Raw genomic sequence first — 17,681 nt, forward strand, 5'->3', positions numbered from 1 at the left:
GGTGGTGGGTCGTCACAGAGGGATCTACCCGTCACCGGTCTGTTGTCACCGCCGGGTGCCGCGGGCACCCGTACCCCACCACCGCCCCGCCGCAGGCGTGTCACGGCCCCTGCTGCGGGGCCGTCAGGCCCGGACCCGGCCCCTGTCGGTGCGGCCGGCACCCCCAGCGGCCCCCGAGCCGCCCGTGCTGGAGGGCCAGGAGCACTTGGTGGCAGTGCCCGGCCGCCGCCGTTGTCCTCTGCCACATGATCTTGACTGAGGAGGGGGAGCAGGGGCGGCCATGTGTTCGGTGTCGGCGAGAATGCCCGTGGCCTGGATCGACGACCTTCCGCGGATACCGTTTTCCTGCTGCGACCTGATCGATGGTGGCGAGTGGATGACTCAGGAGGAGGCCGCGTCCTACCTGGGGATCGGACCGGTCCATCTCAACGGGCTGACGCACAACAGCCACCGGATCGACCTGGTCCGCACCACGGGCAAAGACCTGGTCGTCACCCGTGCCAGCGTGGAAGCCGAGAAGCACTGGCGTTCTACCGCTCCTCGCTGGCGCAAGGTCCTACGCCTGGTCAAGGACATCGGCTTCTCGCTCTGAGGGGCCTCGGCTGCAGCGCCGCGCTGGTCGAGATGGCTGTCAATCTGTCAAGGTCGCCTGTCAGAGGACAGTCGGCCGGGTGCGGGCCTGGTGGTGTGTCAGGGGGGCGCGCGGGGGTGCTGGCGGTGTGTCAGCTCCGCCCGCCTTGGTCCGGCCGCACGGGTGCTGCTGGCCGTCAGGCAGGGCCCGGTGCGTCAGCTCCGGCTGGCCACGGCTTCCGGGGGCCGCTGACCTGTGGCGGGGAGCTGCGCCCCCGGGGCTGGTTTGTGCAAATGGGCTGTCCCCGGGGGCGAGCCACTTCCGGCGGGCGGGGGAGCGGGGTGACGACTTCTGCGAGCATCACTTGGCGGGTCCGCCGCTGGCACCCCGTCCCAGGATCAGCGCGGCCGCAACGACGAGCGACTCGACCGCCGCCGTCGAGGACCAGGCCCCGGCCCCAGCGGTTGCGGGCACGAGGCCACCGGGTTGCTGCCGGACCCGGACCACCGAACATCGTCTCCGGGGTGGGACCGTCGTGCGGACCGTCTGGTACCAGCCGGCCTGCCCGGAGTGGTCGGCTCGCTGATGCGTGCGATCCCGCCTGCGGTAGGGACAGTGGGCGGTAGCGTGCCGGGATGAGCGAGAGTCTGACCGCGCCGCGGACCACGTGGGAGGTCTGTCTGGCCGCTGCCGACGGTGGCGATCAGGGTACCGGCCACCTTGCCCTCGTCCGGCACGGTCGGGGTGTGGGTCATGAAGGTGGTGAGGGCGGCCCGGTGGTCGCCATCCAGTTGCTCGGCCGCCCCGGCCAGCGCGGCTGCGGAGAGCTCCTCCTGCGGATCCGGTCCGGCACGGGACATCGGGTTCATCGCGCCGACCGACGGAGTGTCGAGCGGGGCATTTCGCGGCCTCGGTCATTGATCGTGCCGTGACCGACCGCCCAGTGCACTGGCTCTTGATCATCATGTGCTGTGAGCAGCCGGTTGCCTCTGAACGATCATTTCCTAGGGGAGCTGTCATGACGTTGAAGCCCGGTGCCAGGGTCAGGCTGGCCAGGGACGTGAAGATCACGTCGAAGAGCGTTGTCACGGTCGTCGATCACTACGGGGTCGGCTCGTCCGCGTCGTCGGGTGACAGGCAGCCTGGGCGGTGTCGCGACCGCCGGTGAGGGCTTCGCCGGCGCGTTGTACTTCGCCGAGGGTACCCAGGGCGTGGTGGTCGCCACCCGCGTGGGCGCCGCGGCAGGCGCTTCGGCCTTTGGGGAGCGCCGCGCTCCCACCGAGCGCCAGCTCGAGGTCGCGAAGGACGGCTACCAACTGCTCCTGTCCGGCCAGGGCTACCCGGGCCTCAACCAGGCGGCCCGTGACCAGCTCCAGGCCAAGTTGGAGCGGGAGTACGGGTTCCGGCCCGACGGGAACGACGTGCGGGGCGAAGGGTTGGACCCGGCGCCGCACGGCAGCCTGGAGCAGGGAGCCCGCAGGGACGTCTCGCTGACCCTGCGGGTGCGCTTCGACAACGGACTGATCATCGACGACATCGACCCCGGGTACTTCACGGAGATCTGACCGCCGTGCCGCCGGGCGGGTGTCCGGTCCGGAAGTCACCGCACACCCACTCCGGGCCAGGGCCCGATGGCCTTCGGTGATCGCCAGGACTTCCTGGAGGATCGCGTAGCCGTGCCGGGGCGCGTCGGCCAGTGCGATGAGCACCAGCCGCGCCGGTTCCTGCAGTTGACGGTCCACCATGCCACACATAGATCATTGATTTAGATATGCCGATGGTCTAGCTATGGGTCGGTGACGCCTCCCGGACCCCGCGGCGCCTGCGGCGTGCTCGCGGCCGCACAGTGACGCCCCTGCGGCGATAGCCGGCCGCGCACGACGGGCGACCCGGGCCTCTCCCCGGCCAGGCAGCTCGGAATCGCACAGCGGCCCGGCCGCGCGGGGCCGCCGCGGGCAGCACGACAGGTCGGCCCACGACTGAAGCGGGTGTACGACGGGCCCCACCCCATTTCAACGCACGCGCGCTTTCAACAATCCGGTACCGCGCAAGGCTGGGCGACCCCACGAACACGGCTGTTAGCTGATCTGTGAGCCCACGACCCTGGCGGCGCCCCGTCGAGGCGGCCCGCGAGCGGGGTGTCAATTCCTCCGGCGCATCGAGCACTCCGGGAGTACGCCATGACCACCATCGACTCCGCCACTGCGGGCTCCCCGCAGCAGTTGAGCCTGAGCACCGCCGCCGCCCGGCAGCTGGCCAGCACCGCCAAGTCGGTCCCCCAGACGCAGGAGATCACCTCCCGTTGGCTGCAGCAGCTGCTGCCGTGGGTGCAGACCACCGGCGGCACCTACCGCGTCAACCAGCGGCTGCGGCACCTGGCCGGCGGCGGGCAGGTGGCCTTCGTCCAGAACGGCGGCGCTCCGCGCCTGCTGGCCCCGACCCTCACCGAACTGCCGCCGCTGCACGGCTGCCAGGACACCGAGGCGCTGCAGGCACTGGCCGAGCGGTGCACCGAGCAGCAGTACGCGCCGGGCGAGGTGATCACGGCCTTCGGCCACAAGGCCGACCAGCTCCACTTCCTGGTCCACGGCAAGGCGAGCCGGCACGGCACCGGCCGGTACGGCGCCGAGACCACCCTGGGGCTGCTCTCCAGCGGTGACCACCTGGGAGCGCAGATCCTCACCGAGCCGCAGAGCATCTGGGAGCACACGGTCAGGGCCGTCACCGCGTGCACCGTCCTGGTGCTGCCCGCCGGGGCGGTGGAGGCGGTGGCCGCGAGCGCCCCCGGGCTGCGCGCGCAGCTGGCCCGGGCCCGCGCGCCGCGCGCCGCGGTCAACAAGTACGGTGAGGCGGCCGTCGACGTCGCGGTCGGCCACCTCGGCGAGACCCGGCTGCCGCAGACCTTCGTCGACTACGAACTGGCGCCCCGCGAGTACGAGTTGAGTGCCGCTCAGACGGTGCTGCGGGTGCACACCCGGGTGGCCGACCTCTACAACGAGCCGATGAACCAGACCGACCAGCAGCTGCGGCTGACCATCAACGCGCTGCGCGAGCGGCAGGAGTTCGAGCTGATCAACAACCCCGAGTTCGGTCTGCTGCACACCGTCGCCCCCGGCCAGCGCGTGCACACCCGCACCGGCCCGCCGACCCCGGACGACCTGGACGAGCTGCTCAGCCTGCGCAAGCAGACGAAGATCCTGCTCGCCCACCCGAAGGCGATGGCCGCCTTCGGCCGCGAGTGCAGCCGGCGCGGCCTCTACCCCGACACCCTCGACCTGAACGGGCAGCAGGTCCCGGCCTGGCGCGGCGTCCCGATGCTGCCGTGCCTGCAGATGCAGGTCGGCGCCGACCAGAGCACCTCGATCCTGGCGGTGCGGATCGGCGAGGACAACGGCGGTGTCATCGGCCTGCACCAGACCGGCATCCCCGACGAGTACGAGCCGGGCCTGTCGGTGCGGTTCATGGGCATCGACGACCGGGCCGTCACCTCCTACCTGGTCACCACGTACTACAGCATCGCCGCCCTGGTGCCCGACGCCGTCGGCGTGCTGGACAACGTCGAACTCGGGCACTACCACGACTGACCCACCCCACCAGGGCCGGGACCAGCACCACGCGACCCCACCTCGGCGAGCAACTGCCGGCCCCGGCCGACGGCCGCGGCGGCCACCACCGGCGCGACCGATCTGCTTCCAGGACGCCGGCTGAAGCCGGCAGCGTCCGCGGCGAAGACCGGCGGCCGACGCGCGACGTTGCATGTGGAGCCGGCGGACAGCCGTGAGCGGGCCCGGGCAGCGCCTCATGTCATCACGCGGCCGGAGCCCCACTGCCCTGGCATCCATCAGGGCACCGAACCCGCCCTTCACAGCGACCCAGGTAGACCAGAGCCAGCAGGGGAGCACCTGATGCAGCCTTTCGTCTTGCCCGAGTTCTACATGCCGTACGCAGCGCGCCTGAACCCGCACGTGGCGAGGGCGCACCGGCACACCATCGCGTGGGCGCGGCAGATGGGGATGCTGGACACCCCGGCCCTGCCGGGCGGGCCGTCGGTGTGGACCGAGGCCGACCTCGTGGCGCACGACTACGCCGCGATGTGCGCCTACACCCACCCCGACTGCGACGGTCCGGAGTTGGACCTGATCACTGACTGGTACGTGTGGGTGTTCTTCTTCGACGACCACTTCCTGGAGGCCTTCAAGCGCAACCGGGATGTCCCCGGTGCGACCGCCTACCTCAAGCGCCTCCGGGCGTTCATGCCGCAGGACCCCAGGCAACGGATGCCGGAGCCGGCCAACGGGGTCGAGCGGGGGCTGGCAGACCTGTGGCCGCGCACCGTGCCCGCGATGACCGCCGACTGGCTCGGCCGCTTTCGCGAGAGCACCCGGCACCTGCTGGACGAGTCGATGTGGGAGCTGATGAACATCGACGAGGGACGGGTCTCCAACCCCATCGAGTACATCGAGATGCGCCGCAAGGTCGGCGGCGCCCCCTGGTCGGCCAACCTCGTCGAGCACGCCGTCCGGGCGGAGGTGCCGGCCGCCATCGCGCGGAGCCGCCCGATGGAGGTGCTGCGGGACACCTTCGCCGACGCCGTGCACCTGCGCAACGACCTGTTCTCCTACCAGCGGGAGGTCCAGCAGGAAGGGGAGCTGTCCAACTGCGTCCTGGTCACCGAACGCTTCCTGAACGTCCCCACGCAGCGGGCGGCACAGGTCACCGGCGACCTGCTGACGTCGCGGCTGCGGCAGTTCGAGCACACGGCCGTCTACGACCTGCCGCGTCTGTTCGACCTCCGGCAGCTTCCCTTGGAGGCCCGTGGCGCGACGCTGGCCTACACCAAGGGCCTGGTGGACTGGCAGTCCGGGGGGCACGCCTGGCACATGAGGTCCAGCCGCTACATGAGGGCCGCGCGCCGCAGCGCAGGCTCGCTCGGCGGTCCGACCGGGCTGGGCACCTCGGCCGCCCGCGCCTTCCAGCCCCGGGGCCACTCGGGCCTGTACCGTCCCCGCACGTACGTGGACCTGCTGGGCAGGCCGACCGGCCCGTACACGGTGCCGCCGGTGTACATGCCCTTCGCGTTCCGGCTCAGTCCCCACCTGGAAGGTGCCCGGATCCGCCTCAAGGACTGGACACGGGAGGTCGGAATGCTGGACAGCGACGGCCGCTTCGGCGTCTGGGACGAGGAGCGCTACGACATAGCCGACCTCGCCCTGTGCGCCGCGCTGATCTGCCCCGACGGCTCGGCCCAGGAGGTGGACCTGGCGTCGTGCTGGCTGAGCTGGGGCACCTTCGGCGACGACTACTTCTCCGTCGCCTTCGGCCACCACGGCGGCGTGAAGGCCGCCATCGCCCAGGTCGCCCGCCTGTGGGAACTGATGCCCGTCGACGCCGGCCAGGTCGCCCCTGCGCCGGCCAACGCGCTGGAGAGCGGCCTGGACGCCGCGTGGAAGCGCACCGCGACCCACCTCTCGCGCGACACGTGCGCCATCTTCCGCCGCTATGTCCAGGACATGGTGGAGAGCTGGGTGTGGGAGCTGGACAACCAGGAACACGGGCGCATCCCCGACCCGGTCGACTACGTGGAGATGCGCCGCAAGACGTTCGGCGGCGACCTCACCACCGGCCTGACCTACCTCGGCCTGGTGGAGAAGGGCCCCAAGCTGCCCACCGAGGTCTACGAGAGCCGTCCCATGCGCGCCCTGGTCAAGTGCGCCGCCGACGCCGTGACCATGACCAACGACCTCTTCTCCTACCGCAAGGAGATCGAGGTCGAACGCGAACTCAACAACTGCGTCCTGGTGGTCCGCCAGTTCCTCGACTGCGGCCTCGAGCAGGGGCTGACGGTCGTCAACGACCTGCGCAACGCCCGGATCCGCCAGTTCGAGCACACCGTCGCGGTGGAGATCCCCGCCCTCTTCGAGGACTTCGACCTCGGCCCCGAACTGCGTGAGCTGATCCTCGCCTTCGCCCTCAAGCTGCAGGACTACATCTCCGGCGTCATCCACTGGCACGAGAGCGTCGACCGCTACCGAAACCTACGCCCGCACTACCTGCCCACCCCGAGCTGGAAGCGCCCCGCCGCCACCCTGCGGCACTGATCGACCCACTGCCGATTGCCGCACCGCCCGGCCGGCAGTGCACCCGCCCCGACGTCTCCGCCATAGCGGCCCGCCGTCGCGGTGCGCACCGGCGAACGCCCCGCCCGCCCGCCCGACCCCGCCGCTACGCCCAGGAGTGTGATGTGAGTACGGACCTGCAACCTCAGGGTGCGGCGGTTGCCGCGATGGCGGCCTCGCCCTGCGCCGGGACCCGGATCGCGGGACTGGGAGCCTACCGGCCGGTGACGGTGGTGAGTAACGAGGCGGCGGCACAGAAGGCCGGGGTCACCGCGGAGTGGATCTCCACACGCGTGGGAGTCGAGGAACGCCGGCACGCCGGCGAGGCGGAGACGGTGGTTGCGATGGCCGTCGCCGCCGCCAAGGAGGCACTGGCCGAGGCCGGCCCGGCGGCGGGCGGCGTCGACGTGGTGCTCCTGGCGACGTGTTCCATGCCCTCGCCCATGCCCAACGGGGCGGCCTCGGTCGCCGCCGTGCTGGGGTGCACGGCGGCGGCCGCCTTCGACATCAACTCCGCCTGCTCGGGGTTCTGCCACGCCCTGGCCGTCGCCGACTCCCTGATCCGGGCCGGGACCGCGCGCGGGGTGCTGGTCATCGGCTCCGAGCGGATGACGGACTGGGTCTCGCCCAAGGACCGCAACACCGGCCCGATCTTCGCGGACGGGGCAGCGGCGGCACTCGTGGTGCCCTCGGCCGAGCCCATGATCTTTCCCGTCGCGTGGGGAAGCGACGGCTCCCAGGCGGACCTCATCGCGATCTCCCGGGCGAGCGGCCACATGGAGATGACTGGACGAAAGGTCTTCCGCTGGACCACCTCCGCGCTGGCCACCGTCATGCGAGCGGCCTGCGAGCGGGCCGGCCTGGACCCCGGTGACCTGCGCGCCTTCGTACCGCACCAGGCGAACCTGCGCATCGTCGAGGCCCTGCGGCAGAGCCTCGCGGCCCCCGATCTCGTGACCGCCACCGACCTGGTCAGCGCCGGCAACACCTGCGCCGCCTCCGTCCCCCTCGCCCTGCACGCCCTGCGCGAGCGAGGCGAGGTGAGCAGCGGCGATCCCGTACTCCTCTTCGGGTTCGGCGCGGGCCTCTCGTACGCGGCGCAAGTCGTCCTGTGCCCGTAGCGGCCGGCGAACGTTTCTCCCGACAAGTAGCCGTTCCGATCAAGGAGAACCCCCCTCATGCCTGTCAGCAACGACCCCCTGGCGCTGGTGCAGAGCATCATCGCCGGCATCAGCGAGCGCCCCGTGGATGACATCAGGCCCGAGCACCGGCTCTTGGAGGACCTCTCCATGGACTCCCTGCAGATCACGGAGCTGGCACAGAAGCTCGAGAACGCGCTGGGCAGGTATGTCGACGATGACCTGCTCAACGTCGACGGAGCGACGGTGGCCCTGTGCGCCGAGGTCGCCCAGAACGCCTGACCCACGCCTGAACGGTCACCGCACCGCACCGGCCGCGCACCCGACCGGGACGCACTCCCGGCATGACGCCAAGCCCCGTCCCAGGAAAGGGCCGACCACCATGAGCAGAGCACCGCTCACCCGGGCAGCGGCGAGCACGCCGGACGGCGAGCACGCCCACTCCCAGACCACTCCGGACATCCGCGCGGGCACACGCACCCCCGACCACCGCGGGACACCGGCAGCGGCAGCAGACCCCACCGGCACGCGCACACAAGGCGGCGGACAGCCATGACACAGAGACGCCCGGACACGGGCAGGACGACAATCCCCGCAGCCGGAACCGCCGCGGACCGCAGCACCCAGCCGGCCGGCAACGGGACAGCCCACGGGAAGGTGATCCTGCTGGGAGAGCACGCCGTGGTCTACGGCGCCCCCGCCCTCGCACTGCCCATACCGGAACTGGGCTGCCGCGCCCGCGTGGTCCGGCAGGCACGGAGCGAACCCGAAGCGGTGAGTTACCGCTTCCTCCAGACTCCGGCGGGTATCCCGTCGGGGCCGTTCCCATCCCCCGCGACCAGCCCCCAGGAGACGGCCCCCGAAGGAATCCATGACCTCATCCGGGCGGTACTGCGCGAGGCCTTCGGAGGAGGGGCGCCGGGCGTGGACGTCACGCTGGAGAGCGGCGTGCCGCCCGCCCGCGGCCTGGGCTCCAGCGCGGCCTGCGCCCGCGCCCTCACCCACGCCCTGGCGGGCTTCGCCGGGCTGCGCCTGAGCGCGGACGAGGTCTTCCGGTACGTGCAGGTGTCGGAGAACGCGGCGCACGGCAGGGCCAGCGGCATCGACGCCCTGGCCACCGGGAGCCGCCGGCCCGTGCTGCTGGACCGGGGCCGGGCCACCACCCCACCGGTGGGCGCGGACGGCTGGGTCGTGGTGGCGGACAGCGGCAGCGGCGCCTCCACCAAGGACGCCGTCACGATGCTGAGCGACGGATTCGCACAGGCCGCCGGCAGCCGGGAGAGGTTCCTGGAGCGGTCGGCCACGCTGACCCGTGAGGGACTCCGGCACCTCGAGCGGGGCGACCTCGCAGCGCTGGGAGGGGTCTTCACCGCCTGCCACGAGCTGCTCGCCGGCCTCGGGCTGACCACCGCCCGCACCGACGCACTGGCACGGGCCGCGCTCGAGGCAGGAGCGCTGGGCGCGAAGATGAGCGGCGGCGGACTGGGCGGTTGCGTGATCGCCCTGACTGCCACCGGCCAGGCGGCCGGTGCCGTGGCGGCCCTCCTCCTCCGGGAGCAGGGCGCTCTGTGCTGGGTGACGCCCTTGACGAGAGGTGAGGGCCATGACGGGATCTGAGGCCGCCGTCGCGGTGGCCCACCCCAACATCGCCCTGGTCAAGTACTGGGGCAAACGCGATGAACGCCTTGTCCTGCCGTGCGCGGACAGCCTGTCGATGACCCTGGACGTCTTCCCCACCACCACCGAGGTCGGCCTGACCCGCCACAGCACGGATCTGGTGATCGTGGACGGCGCTCCGGCGAGCGGGGAGATGGAGCGGCGCATCGTCAGGTTCCTGGACCTGGTGCGCGAGCGGGCCGCACGGACCGAACGCGCGGTGGTGATCACGCGCAACACCGTTCCGGTCGCCGCCGGCCTGGCGTCCTCCGCCAGCGGGTTCGCGGCCCTCGCCCTGGCCGCCTCCCGCGCCTACGGCCTGCCCCTGGAGCCGGTGGCCCTGTCCCGGCTGGCCCGGCGGGGGTCCGGGTCCGCGGCACGGTCCGTCTTCGGCGGCTTCGTCCTGTGGCACGCCGGCGCGCCCGACGCGGCCGACCCCGACCTCGCCTCCTACGCGGAGCCCCTCACCGACGCCCGCCTGGATCTCGCCCTGGTCGTCGTCCTGGTCCAGACCGGGCCCAAGCCCGTCTCCAGCCGCGAGGCCATGCGCCGCACCGTGCGGACCTCACCGCTCTTCCCCGGCTGGCTCGCCGCAACGCGCGCCGACCTGACGGCGATGCGCGCCGCGCTGGCGGCCGGTGACCTGGCCGCCGTGGGCGCGATCGCCGAACGCAACGCCCTCGGCATGCACCGGACCATGGAGAGCGCGATCCCTCCGGTGAACTACCGCACCTCCGCATCGCACCAGGCCCTCGAAGAGGTCCGCCGGATGCGCAGCGGCGGCCTGCAGGTCTGGGCGACGATGGACGCCGGCCCCAACGTCAAGGTGCTGTGCCCCGGCGAGGAAGCCGACCACGTGGCCGGCCACCTGCGGCAGCTGACCGGCCACACCGTGGTGGTGGCCCGCAGCGGACCCGACGCCGTCCTGCGCGAGCAGGCACCGTGATGCGCCCGCCCGTCACGCACCGGGCCCCGGGCAAGCTCCTCATCGCGGGAGAGTACGCCGTGCTGGAACCCGGACAGCCCTCGATCGTCGTGGCCGTGGACCGCTTCGTCACCGTCACCGCCTCCACACCGCTGGACGGCGAAGTGGTCCTCGACACCGATCTCCTGCCGCACGAGGTGCGGATGTCCCGTTCCCCGACCGGGCTGCGGCCGCTCGACCCGGTCCACGCCCCGCACGTGGACGGAGCCCTCACACACCTGATGTCGGTGATGGAGGTTCTCGACCAACTGACCCGCCAACTCGCACTGCCACCCGTCCCGGTGCGGCTGAGCGTGCGAAGCGGACTCCACGAACACGGCACCAAAATCGGGCTCGGCTCCAGCGGCGCCGTGACGGTCGCCGCCGTCAGCGCACTGGCCCGGTTCTACGGCCTGCCGCTGTCGCCGCACGAACAGTTCCGCCTCGCCCTGCTGGCGAGCATCCGAGTCGACCCCGGACCCTCCGGCGTGGACCTCGCCGCCAGCACCTGGGGCGGCTGGACCATCTACCGCGCCCCGGACCGCGACCGGCTCCTGCGCTCCCTGCGACGCGACGGTGTCACCACGACACTCCACGCCACGTGGCCCGGACTGACCGTACGGGCACTGCCGGCGCCGACCGCACTGCGCCTGTACGCAGGCTGGAGCGGCAGCCCCGCCTCCACGTCCGCCCGCGTCCGCGGGCTGTCCCGCACCACCTGGTGGCACAGCACCGACCACGACCGGTTCCTGCACCAGAGCGCGCGCACGGTGACCAGCGCGGCGTGCGCGCTCGAACACGACGACCCAGCGGCACTCCTCGCCGCCGTCCATCGGGCCCGGCACCTGCTGGCCCTCCTCGACGAGCGGACCGGGCTGGGCATCTTCACCCCCCGCCTCAGCGCACTATGCCACGCCGCACAGGCCTGCGGCGGAGCGGGAAAGCCCTCCGGCGCGGGCGGCGGCGACTGCGGAATCGCACTGCTGCCCCACACCACCGACCCCCACTCCCTGCGGACACGCTGGGCCGCCGACGGCATCACGGCCCTGCCGCTGCGGGTCACCGACCTGCCCGGTACGGAAGGCCCGGGGGCCGACGTGGCAGGACCCGATCTCACCCCCGGTCCGCTCCTGTCCCCTTCTGCCCCCACCCACCGAGGAGAGCCCCGATGAGCGGATCACGAAAAGACGACCACGTGCGGCTCGCGGTCGCGCAGCACCAAGCCCTCCCCGCTGAACCGCCATACCCCGCCGGGCCGTTCGACGAGGTGCGTTTCATCCACCACGCCCTGGCCGGCACCGACCGCGCGCACGTCTCGCTGCGCACCCGCTTCGGCGGCCTCAACTGGCCCGTCCCCCTCTACATCAACGCCATGACCGGCGGCAGCCCGAAGACCGGCCAGATCAACCGCGACCTGGCGATCGCCGCCCACGCGACCGGCGTACCCATCGCCAGCGGCTCCATGAGCCCCTACCTGAAGGACCCCTCCACCGCCGACACCTTCACCCCCTTGCGCGAACACAACCCGGACGGCTTCGTCATCGCGAACATCAACGCCACCGCCACCGCGGACCAGGCCTGCCGGGCCGTCGCCCTGCTCCAGGCCGACGCACTGCAGATCCACCTCAACACCGTGCAGGAAACCGTCATGCCTGAAGGGGACCGCTCCTTCGCCCACTGGCCCGCCGCCATCGAACGCATCACCGCGGCCGTCGACGTCCCCGTCATCGTCAAGGAAGTCGGCTTCGGACTCAGCGGCCTGACCGTGGCCCAACTGGCCGGCCTGGGCGTGCGCGTCGCCGACGTGGCCGGACGCGGGGGCACCAACTTCGCCCGGATCGAGAACGGCCGCCGCCCCCACGCCGACTACGCCTACCTGGACGACTGGGGCCTGAGCACCCCCGAAGCCCTGCTGGACGCCCGCGGCCGCGGCCTGCCCCTGCTCGCCTCCGGCGGCATCCGCCACCCCCTCGACATCGCCCGCGCCCTCGCCCTGGGCGCCCACGCCGTCGGCGCCTCCGGCATCTTCCTCACCACCCTGCTCACCGGCGGAACCACCGCCCTCGTCCAGCAGATCACCACCTGGCTCGACCAGCTCACCGCCCTCATGACCCTCCTGGGCACCCACAGCCCGGCCGACCTCGCCCACTGCGACGTGCTGATCACCGGATCCCTGCACCGGTTCTGCGCCCAACGCCACATCGAACTCCGCTCTCAGGGAGCTTCCCGATGACCCGTCCCACCCCCGCCCCGAAACCCTCCGCGCCCACCGGGACATCCGCGGCACACGTCCCCCTGCGCTGGGTCGGCCCGCTGCGCATCTCCGGCAACGTGGCCGTCACCGAGACCGAAGTGCCGCTGGCCACCTACGAGTCACCGCTGTGGCCCTCCGTCAACCGGGGCGCGCAGATCTCCCGGACCGTCGACGCCGGCATCCGGACCACCCTCGTGGACGAGCGCATGACGCGCTCCGTCCTCGTCGAAGCCGACACCGCCGAGACCGCGTACGCCGCCGCCCGCGCGGTCCACGACCGCCTCGACGAACTGCGCGCCATCACCCGCGCCACCAGCCGCTTCGCCGAACTCCTCGCCGTACGGCACGAGATCACCGGACCCCTGCTGTTCCTGCGGTTCGAGTTCAGCACCGGAGACGCCTCCGGCCACAACATGGCCACCCTCGCGGCGGACGCCCTGCTCGGCCACCTCCTCGCCCAGGTGCCCGGCATCCGCTACGGCTCGATCTCCGCCAACTACTGCACCGACAAGAAGGCCACCGCCATCAACGGCATCCTGGGCCGGGGCAAGAACGTGACCGCGGAGATCCTGATCCCCGAGGCGGTCGTCGCCGCACGCCTGCACACCACCGCCGCCCGCATCGCCCGGCTCAACGTGCACAAGAACCTGGTCGGCACGCTCCTGGCCGGCGGTATCCGCTCCGCCAACGCCCACTACGCGAACATGCTCCTGGCCTTCTACCTGGCCACCGGCCAGGACGCCGCCAACATCGTCGAGGGCTCCCAGGGCATCACCCTCGCCGAGGACCGCGACGGCGACCTCTACTTCTCCTGCACCCTGCCCAACCTCATCGTCGGCACCGTCGGCAACGGCAAGGGCCTCGACTTCGTCCAGGAGAACCTCACCGCGCTCGGCTGCCGCGAGGACCGCCCCGTCGGCGACAACGCCCGCCGCCTCGCCGTCCTGGCGGCGGCGACCGTCCTGTGCGGCGAACTGTCCCTGCTCGCCGCGCAGACCAACCCGGGCGAACTCATGAAGGCACACACCCGCCTCGAGCGCCTCACCGGAGCCCGCGATGCCCGGTGACCGCACGGTAGGCATCCACGACCTGTCCTTCCGCACCGGCAGCCTCGTCCTCACCCACGCCGAACTCAGCAAGCACACCGGAGCCAGCCTCGCCAAGTACCACCAGGGCATCGGCCAGCGGGCGATGAGCGTGCCCGCCGCCGACGAGGACATCGTCACCATGGCCGCAGAGGCCGCCGCCCCGGTCATCGAACGCCACGGCTGCGACCGCATCCGCACCGTTCTGTTCGCCACCGAGACCTCCATCGACCAGTCCAAAGCAGCCGGTGTCTACGCCCACTCCCTCCTCGGCCTTCCCTCCCACATCCGGGTCGTCGAACTCAAACAGGCCTGCTACGGGGCGACAGCTGCCCTCCAGTTCGCGGCCGCACTCGTCCAGCGCGAGCCCGAGCAGCAGGTCCTGGTCATCGCCAGTGACATCGCCCGGTACGACCTCGACAGCCCCGGCGAGGCCACCCAAGGCGCCGCCGCCGTCGCCATGCTGGTGTCGGCCCGACCCGCCATCGCCGCGATCGACCGGCCCTCCGGTCTGCACACCCACGACATCATGGACTTCTGGCGCCCCAACTACCGCGAAACCGCCCTCGTCGACGGGAAGAAGTCCTTGGCGGCCTACCTCGCCGCCGTCGAGGGAACCTGGCGCGACTACCAGAACCACCAAGGCCTCGCGATCGAGCAGATCCGCACCGTCTGCTACCACCAGCCCTTCACCCGGATGGCGTTCAAAGCCCACCGGCAACTCCTCGACACCGCCGGCGTCAGCAGCAGCGACACCGCCATCGCCCACGCCATCACCCCCACCACTCGCTACAACGAGACCATCGGCAACAGCTACACCGCCTCCCTGTACCTCGCGCTCGCCGCCCTCCTGGAAGGCGACGAAGACCTCGACGAGGCGACAGTGGGCCTCTTCAGCTACGGCTCCGGAAGCGTCGCCGAGTTCTTCACCACCCGCATCACCCCCGGCTACCGCACCCACCTGCGCACCGCGGCCCACACCGACGTCATCGCACGGCGCCGCCCCATCGACTACGCCACCTACCGCCGCCTGCGGGAGGACACACTTCCCGACGACGGCACGCAGCACTCCCTGCCCCACCAGGCCCTGGGGCGCTTCCGGCTCTCCGGAATCGCCGGACACCAACGCCTCTACGAGGGATTCCGCCCCTCGAACTGACCGGCCACGGGGGGCAGTTCCTGTTCCCGCACCAAGGTCTGCGCCGCCCCTCACGTGGCCAGGGTCAAGGCCGGAAGCAGGTCCTCCTCGACGGCGCGTGCGTGGCGCACACGCCAGCCGGCGACGGCGACGAGGGCCACCGACGGCGCCGTGATCAGGAGGTAGGACGCGGACCAGTGCCCGGTCAGGGCGTGGACGGCGCCGAAGAGCAGCGGGCCGAGGAGCGCCAGCGCGCAGCCGACACCCTGCACGAACCCCGACAGTGAGCTCGCCCCGTGCGGCGTGCGTGCGTGGGTGCTGATCATCGTGATGGTGACCGGGAAGAGCGCGCAGCCAAGGCCCAGCAGAAGTGTCCAGGCGATGGGTGCGGCAGCGGGAGCAAGGGCGAGCCCGGTGTATCCGAGGACGAACGCGGCCGCGGCCCCCGCGCTCAGCGGCAGAGTGCTGCGGATCCGGACGGTGAGGACCGGGGTGACGACGGCGGAGGCGAGGCTGATGGTGACCACGAGGGAGACCATCGCCGCGCTCAGCGCGGGTGACTGGCCGGCCTCCGTCAGGAGCGTGGGCAGCCAGGTGAACAGGGTGAACACGTTCCAGGAGACCATGCCGTAGAGCAGGGCGAGGTTCCAGGCCGTCCGGGCGCGCCAGACGGGACGCGTGGCAACGGCTGCTCCGGGGGCCGGGAGGGCCTTCAGCGCGACAGGGGGCTTTGCGGTCCGGCGTGTCCGGGCCCACACCCAGGTCCACAGGCAGCAGGCGAGGGCCGCGGCCACCGCCCACGATCCGAGGGAGGCACGCCAGCCCGCCGCGCCGGCCAGGGGAACGGCGACCAGCGGCGGCACCAGGGCCCCGAGATGAACCGCCACCAACTGCACCGTGCTGAGGGCGGCAACCCGGTTGGGGAAGTGCTTCTTGATCAGTGGCGGAACGCAGACGTTGCCCAGCGCCATGCCGGCCAGCGCGACGACGGTCAGGGCCACCAGGGCGGCGCCGGAAGTGGCGAACGCCCGGGCCGCCTCGCCCACCGCTGTCACCAGCATGGCCAGGGCGGCAGTGGCCTCGGCACCGATCGCACGCATCACGGACGGGGTCGCCAGGCCGATGACAGCGAACATAGCCAGGGGAAGCGCTCCGAACAGCCCGACCGCCTCCGTGCCCAAGTGAAGCTCGTCCCGGATCACCGGCAGCAGGGGAGACAGGGCGGTCACCGCCAGACGCAGATTCACGGCGGCACAGGCGATCGCAAGCAGAACCAGTACGGGCCGGCCGACGCGGCGGCGTCCGGCGGCGTCCGGCGGAGACGCGCTGTGTCTCCCTTCTCGTCCGCAAGGCCGGGGCCCGGCCCCAGTGGGTTCCGTGAATACGCGGTCATCGGCGGACGTGAGGTCGGAGCTGCCCTTTGCGGGCACGTCGGCGCCTGGCAGAACGATGGTCTGGTGCACGCTGCACACAACGGCATCCCGTGGCCGACGGAACGTCCGGTACGCCCGTACGGCACCTGTTTCACCCGGGTGCCGTAGAGCGTGCCACCGACATGATGCTCCGGCGGCTCGGAATCCCCGGGTCTCCGGCAGCTCTGCCGCCCACTGCCCTCCAGCCTCTCACCCGCTTCACGCCTCGCGCGGAGCCATTCCCCAACTCTCGATCACTGCCCAGCAGTTCACCGTCCTGCCGCCCGATGTCTCAACGAGAGCCGACCGGGGTAGCCTGCACCGAGCGGACACCTGCTCCACCGGAATGATGCGACCGGCGGGTCCGGTGGCCTCGGGCACCCGAGCTGACCCATGACCACATGCCGAACTGTGCCGCACCGTCACGACGAACTGGCGGACAGGTCACACCGACCCCCAAGGACGGCGGGTCCGAGGAATGACAGCCGATGACGCGGGGGCCGGATCCCTCCGAAAGGCGCCCCCCGTCGCACCGGGCGCCGCTGGCCTGATGGGCTCTTCGAGATCCTTCACCTCGGGCCTGGTCACCCGGCGGGAGGCCGAACACCTGCTGGGGTACGCAGCCGGCAGCCTGAAAGCCGCCATGCGGTGCCACCGCGACCGGTGGCCGCCCGCTACGGCCGGCCGGCTGCGGGACCGTGCGCTCCTGTGGGACCTGGATGCCCTCCTCGCCGTCGTCGGTCCGGACACCGGCCTACGGTCCCGCCGCTCCGACGGAGCCGACCCGGACGGGCTCGTCACCTGCCTCGGTTGCGGACGCCGCTTCCGCTCCCTCGGGCCGCACCTCGCCCGGGCTCATCAGATGACGGCAGCGCGGTACCGCACCGAACACCGTCTGCCGACACGCTCCGCACTCATGGCGCCCACAGTCCGGCGTGCCCTGTCGGCCGCCCGGATCGAGGCGATGGACTCAGACCCGCAGCTGATCGAACGCATGCGGGCCGCCACGCCGCCCTCGGCCGAACTGGTTCGGCGATCGGCGGCCGGCCGGGCCCGTACGGACGACCTTCCTTCAGTCCGCTCAGCACGCCGGGCAGGCGCCCTGCGGACGCTGCCGGCCGCCCAGCAGGCCCGCCGCGAAGCGGTGGAAGCACGCGCCCGAGCGGCCGGCTTCCCCTCGATGGCGACGGCCATCGACGCCACACGTCACCTGTCCGGCCGGGCAGCCTGTGAACTGATCGGCGTCGGAGAAACCACCGTACGGCGCTGGCGCCGACGTACCGGGAACTGACGGCAGCTCGGGCCGGTGGCCCGCACCCGTACTCCCACCGGCCTACCTCTAGGCC

The 17,681-nt window shown here is 71.8% G+C and carries 14 protein-coding genes; 13 read left to right on the top strand and 1 reads right to left on the bottom strand.

Features of this window, described 5'->3' with window-relative positions:
- The first annotated feature begins 307 nt into the window (after window positions 1-307).
- From ABT118_RS05790 to ABT118_RS05845, 12 genes are all read left to right on the top strand, one after another.
- Window positions 308-592 carry a DNA-binding protein gene (locus ABT118_RS05790; RefSeq protein ID WP_350645195.1) on the top strand — a complete coding sequence of 95 codons (285 nt, stop codon included), beginning with the start codon at window positions 308-310 and terminating at the stop codon, window positions 590-592.
- A gap of 1,109 nt (window positions 593-1,701) precedes the next feature.
- A complete protein-coding gene (locus tag ABT118_RS05795; protein WP_350645196.1) occupies window positions 1,702-2,136 on the top strand; it encodes a hypothetical protein in 435 nt (144 codons plus the stop codon).
- Between the two features lie 615 nt (window positions 2,137-2,751).
- Window positions 2,752-4,155 (top strand): family 2B encapsulin nanocompartment shell protein, encoded by a 1,404-nt coding sequence (locus tag ABT118_RS05800; protein ID WP_350645197.1) that lies wholly within the window; start codon window positions 2,752-2,754, stop codon window positions 4,153-4,155.
- A 321-nt stretch (window positions 4,156-4,476) separates the two neighbouring features.
- The gene (locus ABT118_RS05805) at window positions 4,477-6,669 is read left to right on the top strand and encodes a terpene synthase family protein (protein WP_350645198.1); all 2,193 of its coding nucleotides are present in this window, start codon (window positions 4,477-4,479) and stop codon (window positions 6,667-6,669) included.
- A 185-nt stretch (window positions 6,670-6,854) separates the two neighbouring features.
- Entirely contained in the window at window positions 6,855-7,808 is a 954-nt protein-coding gene (locus tag ABT118_RS05810) for a beta-ketoacyl-ACP synthase 3 (RefSeq protein ID WP_350646278.1), read from the top strand.
- Between the two features lie 57 nt (window positions 7,809-7,865).
- Window positions 7,866-8,108 (top strand): acyl carrier protein, encoded by a 243-nt coding sequence (locus ABT118_RS05815; protein WP_350645199.1) that lies wholly within the window; start codon window positions 7,866-7,868, stop codon window positions 8,106-8,108.
- 270 nt (window positions 8,109-8,378) lie between these two features.
- On the top strand, window positions 8,379-9,443 hold the full coding sequence (gene mvk, locus ABT118_RS05820; RefSeq protein WP_350645200.1) for a mevalonate kinase: 1,065 nt from the start codon (window positions 8,379-8,381) through the stop codon (window positions 9,441-9,443).
- Window positions 9,430-10,428, top strand: a complete 999-nt coding sequence (gene mvaD / locus ABT118_RS05825; RefSeq protein ID WP_350645201.1) for a diphosphomevalonate decarboxylase — start codon at window positions 9,430-9,432, stop codon at window positions 10,426-10,428. The genes mvk and mvaD overlap by 14 nt, the downstream gene beginning before the upstream one ends.
- Window positions 10,428-11,618 carry a phosphomevalonate kinase gene (locus ABT118_RS05830; protein ID WP_350645202.1) on the top strand — a complete coding sequence of 397 codons (1,191 nt, stop codon included), beginning with the start codon at window positions 10,428-10,430 and terminating at the stop codon, window positions 11,616-11,618. The genes mvaD and ABT118_RS05830 overlap by 1 nt, the downstream gene beginning before the upstream one ends.
- Window positions 11,615-12,679 carry a type 2 isopentenyl-diphosphate Delta-isomerase gene (gene fni / locus ABT118_RS05835; protein ID WP_350645203.1) on the top strand — a complete coding sequence of 355 codons (1,065 nt, stop codon included), beginning with the start codon at window positions 11,615-11,617 and terminating at the stop codon, window positions 12,677-12,679. Before ABT118_RS05830 ends, fni begins: the two co-directional genes overlap by 4 nt.
- Window positions 12,676-13,767, top strand: coding sequence for a hydroxymethylglutaryl-coenzyme A reductase family protein (locus tag ABT118_RS05840; protein WP_350645204.1), 1,092 nt, complete (start codon window positions 12,676-12,678; stop codon window positions 13,765-13,767). The genes fni and ABT118_RS05840 overlap by 4 nt, the downstream gene beginning before the upstream one ends.
- Window positions 13,757-14,944 (top strand): hydroxymethylglutaryl-CoA synthase, encoded by a 1,188-nt coding sequence (locus ABT118_RS05845; protein WP_350645205.1) that lies wholly within the window; start codon window positions 13,757-13,759, stop codon window positions 14,942-14,944. Before ABT118_RS05840 ends, ABT118_RS05845 begins: the two co-directional genes overlap by 11 nt.
- Before the next feature lie 50 nt (window positions 14,945-14,994).
- Here the strand turns inward: ABT118_RS05845 and ABT118_RS05850 are convergent, their stop codons facing one another.
- Window positions 14,995-16,170 (bottom strand): MFS transporter, encoded by a 1,176-nt coding sequence (locus ABT118_RS05850; protein ID WP_350645206.1) that lies wholly within the window; start codon window positions 16,168-16,170, stop codon window positions 14,995-14,997.
- Window positions 16,171-16,978: 808 nt separating this feature from the next.
- Here ABT118_RS05850 and ABT118_RS05855 point away from each other — a divergent pair.
- On the top strand, window positions 16,979-17,626 hold the full coding sequence (locus ABT118_RS05855) for a MucR family transcriptional regulator (RefSeq protein ID WP_350646279.1): 648 nt from the start codon (window positions 16,979-16,981) through the stop codon (window positions 17,624-17,626).
- Window positions 17,627-17,681 lie beyond the last annotated feature (55 nt).

Source organism: Kitasatospora sp. NPDC002040 (assembly GCF_040296785.1).
Lineage (GTDB): Bacteria > Actinomycetota > Actinomycetes > Streptomycetales > Streptomycetaceae > Kitasatospora.

Coding starts and splice junctions, on each gene's coding strand:
- mvk (WP_350645200.1), top strand. CDS start 8,379: ATGACACAGAGACGCCCGGACACGGGCAGGACGACAATCCCCGCAGCC.
- ABT118_RS05840 (WP_350645204.1), top strand. CDS start 12,676: ATGACCCGTCCCACCCCCGCCCCGAAACCCTCCGCGCCCACCGGGACA.
- ABT118_RS05810 (WP_350646278.1), top strand. CDS start 6,855: ATGGCGGCCTCGCCCTGCGCCGGGACCCGGATCGCGGGACTGGGAGCC.
- ABT118_RS05815 (WP_350645199.1), top strand. CDS start 7,866: ATGCCTGTCAGCAACGACCCCCTGGCGCTGGTGCAGAGCATCATCGCC.
- ABT118_RS05800 (WP_350645197.1), top strand. CDS start 2,752: ATGACCACCATCGACTCCGCCACTGCGGGCTCCCCGCAGCAGTTGAGC.
- ABT118_RS05855 (WP_350646279.1), top strand. CDS start 16,979: ATGCGGTGCCACCGCGACCGGTGGCCGCCCGCTACGGCCGGCCGGCTG.
- fni (WP_350645203.1), top strand. CDS start 11,615: ATGAGCGGATCACGAAAAGACGACCACGTGCGGCTCGCGGTCGCGCAG.
- ABT118_RS05805 (WP_350645198.1), top strand. CDS start 4,477: ATGCAGCCTTTCGTCTTGCCCGAGTTCTACATGCCGTACGCAGCGCGC.
- ABT118_RS05845 (WP_350645205.1), top strand. CDS start 13,757: ATGCCCGGTGACCGCACGGTAGGCATCCACGACCTGTCCTTCCGCACC.
- mvaD (WP_350645201.1), top strand. CDS start 9,430: ATGACGGGATCTGAGGCCGCCGTCGCGGTGGCCCACCCCAACATCGCC.
- ABT118_RS05830 (WP_350645202.1), top strand. CDS start 10,428: ATGCGCCCGCCCGTCACGCACCGGGCCCCGGGCAAGCTCCTCATCGCG.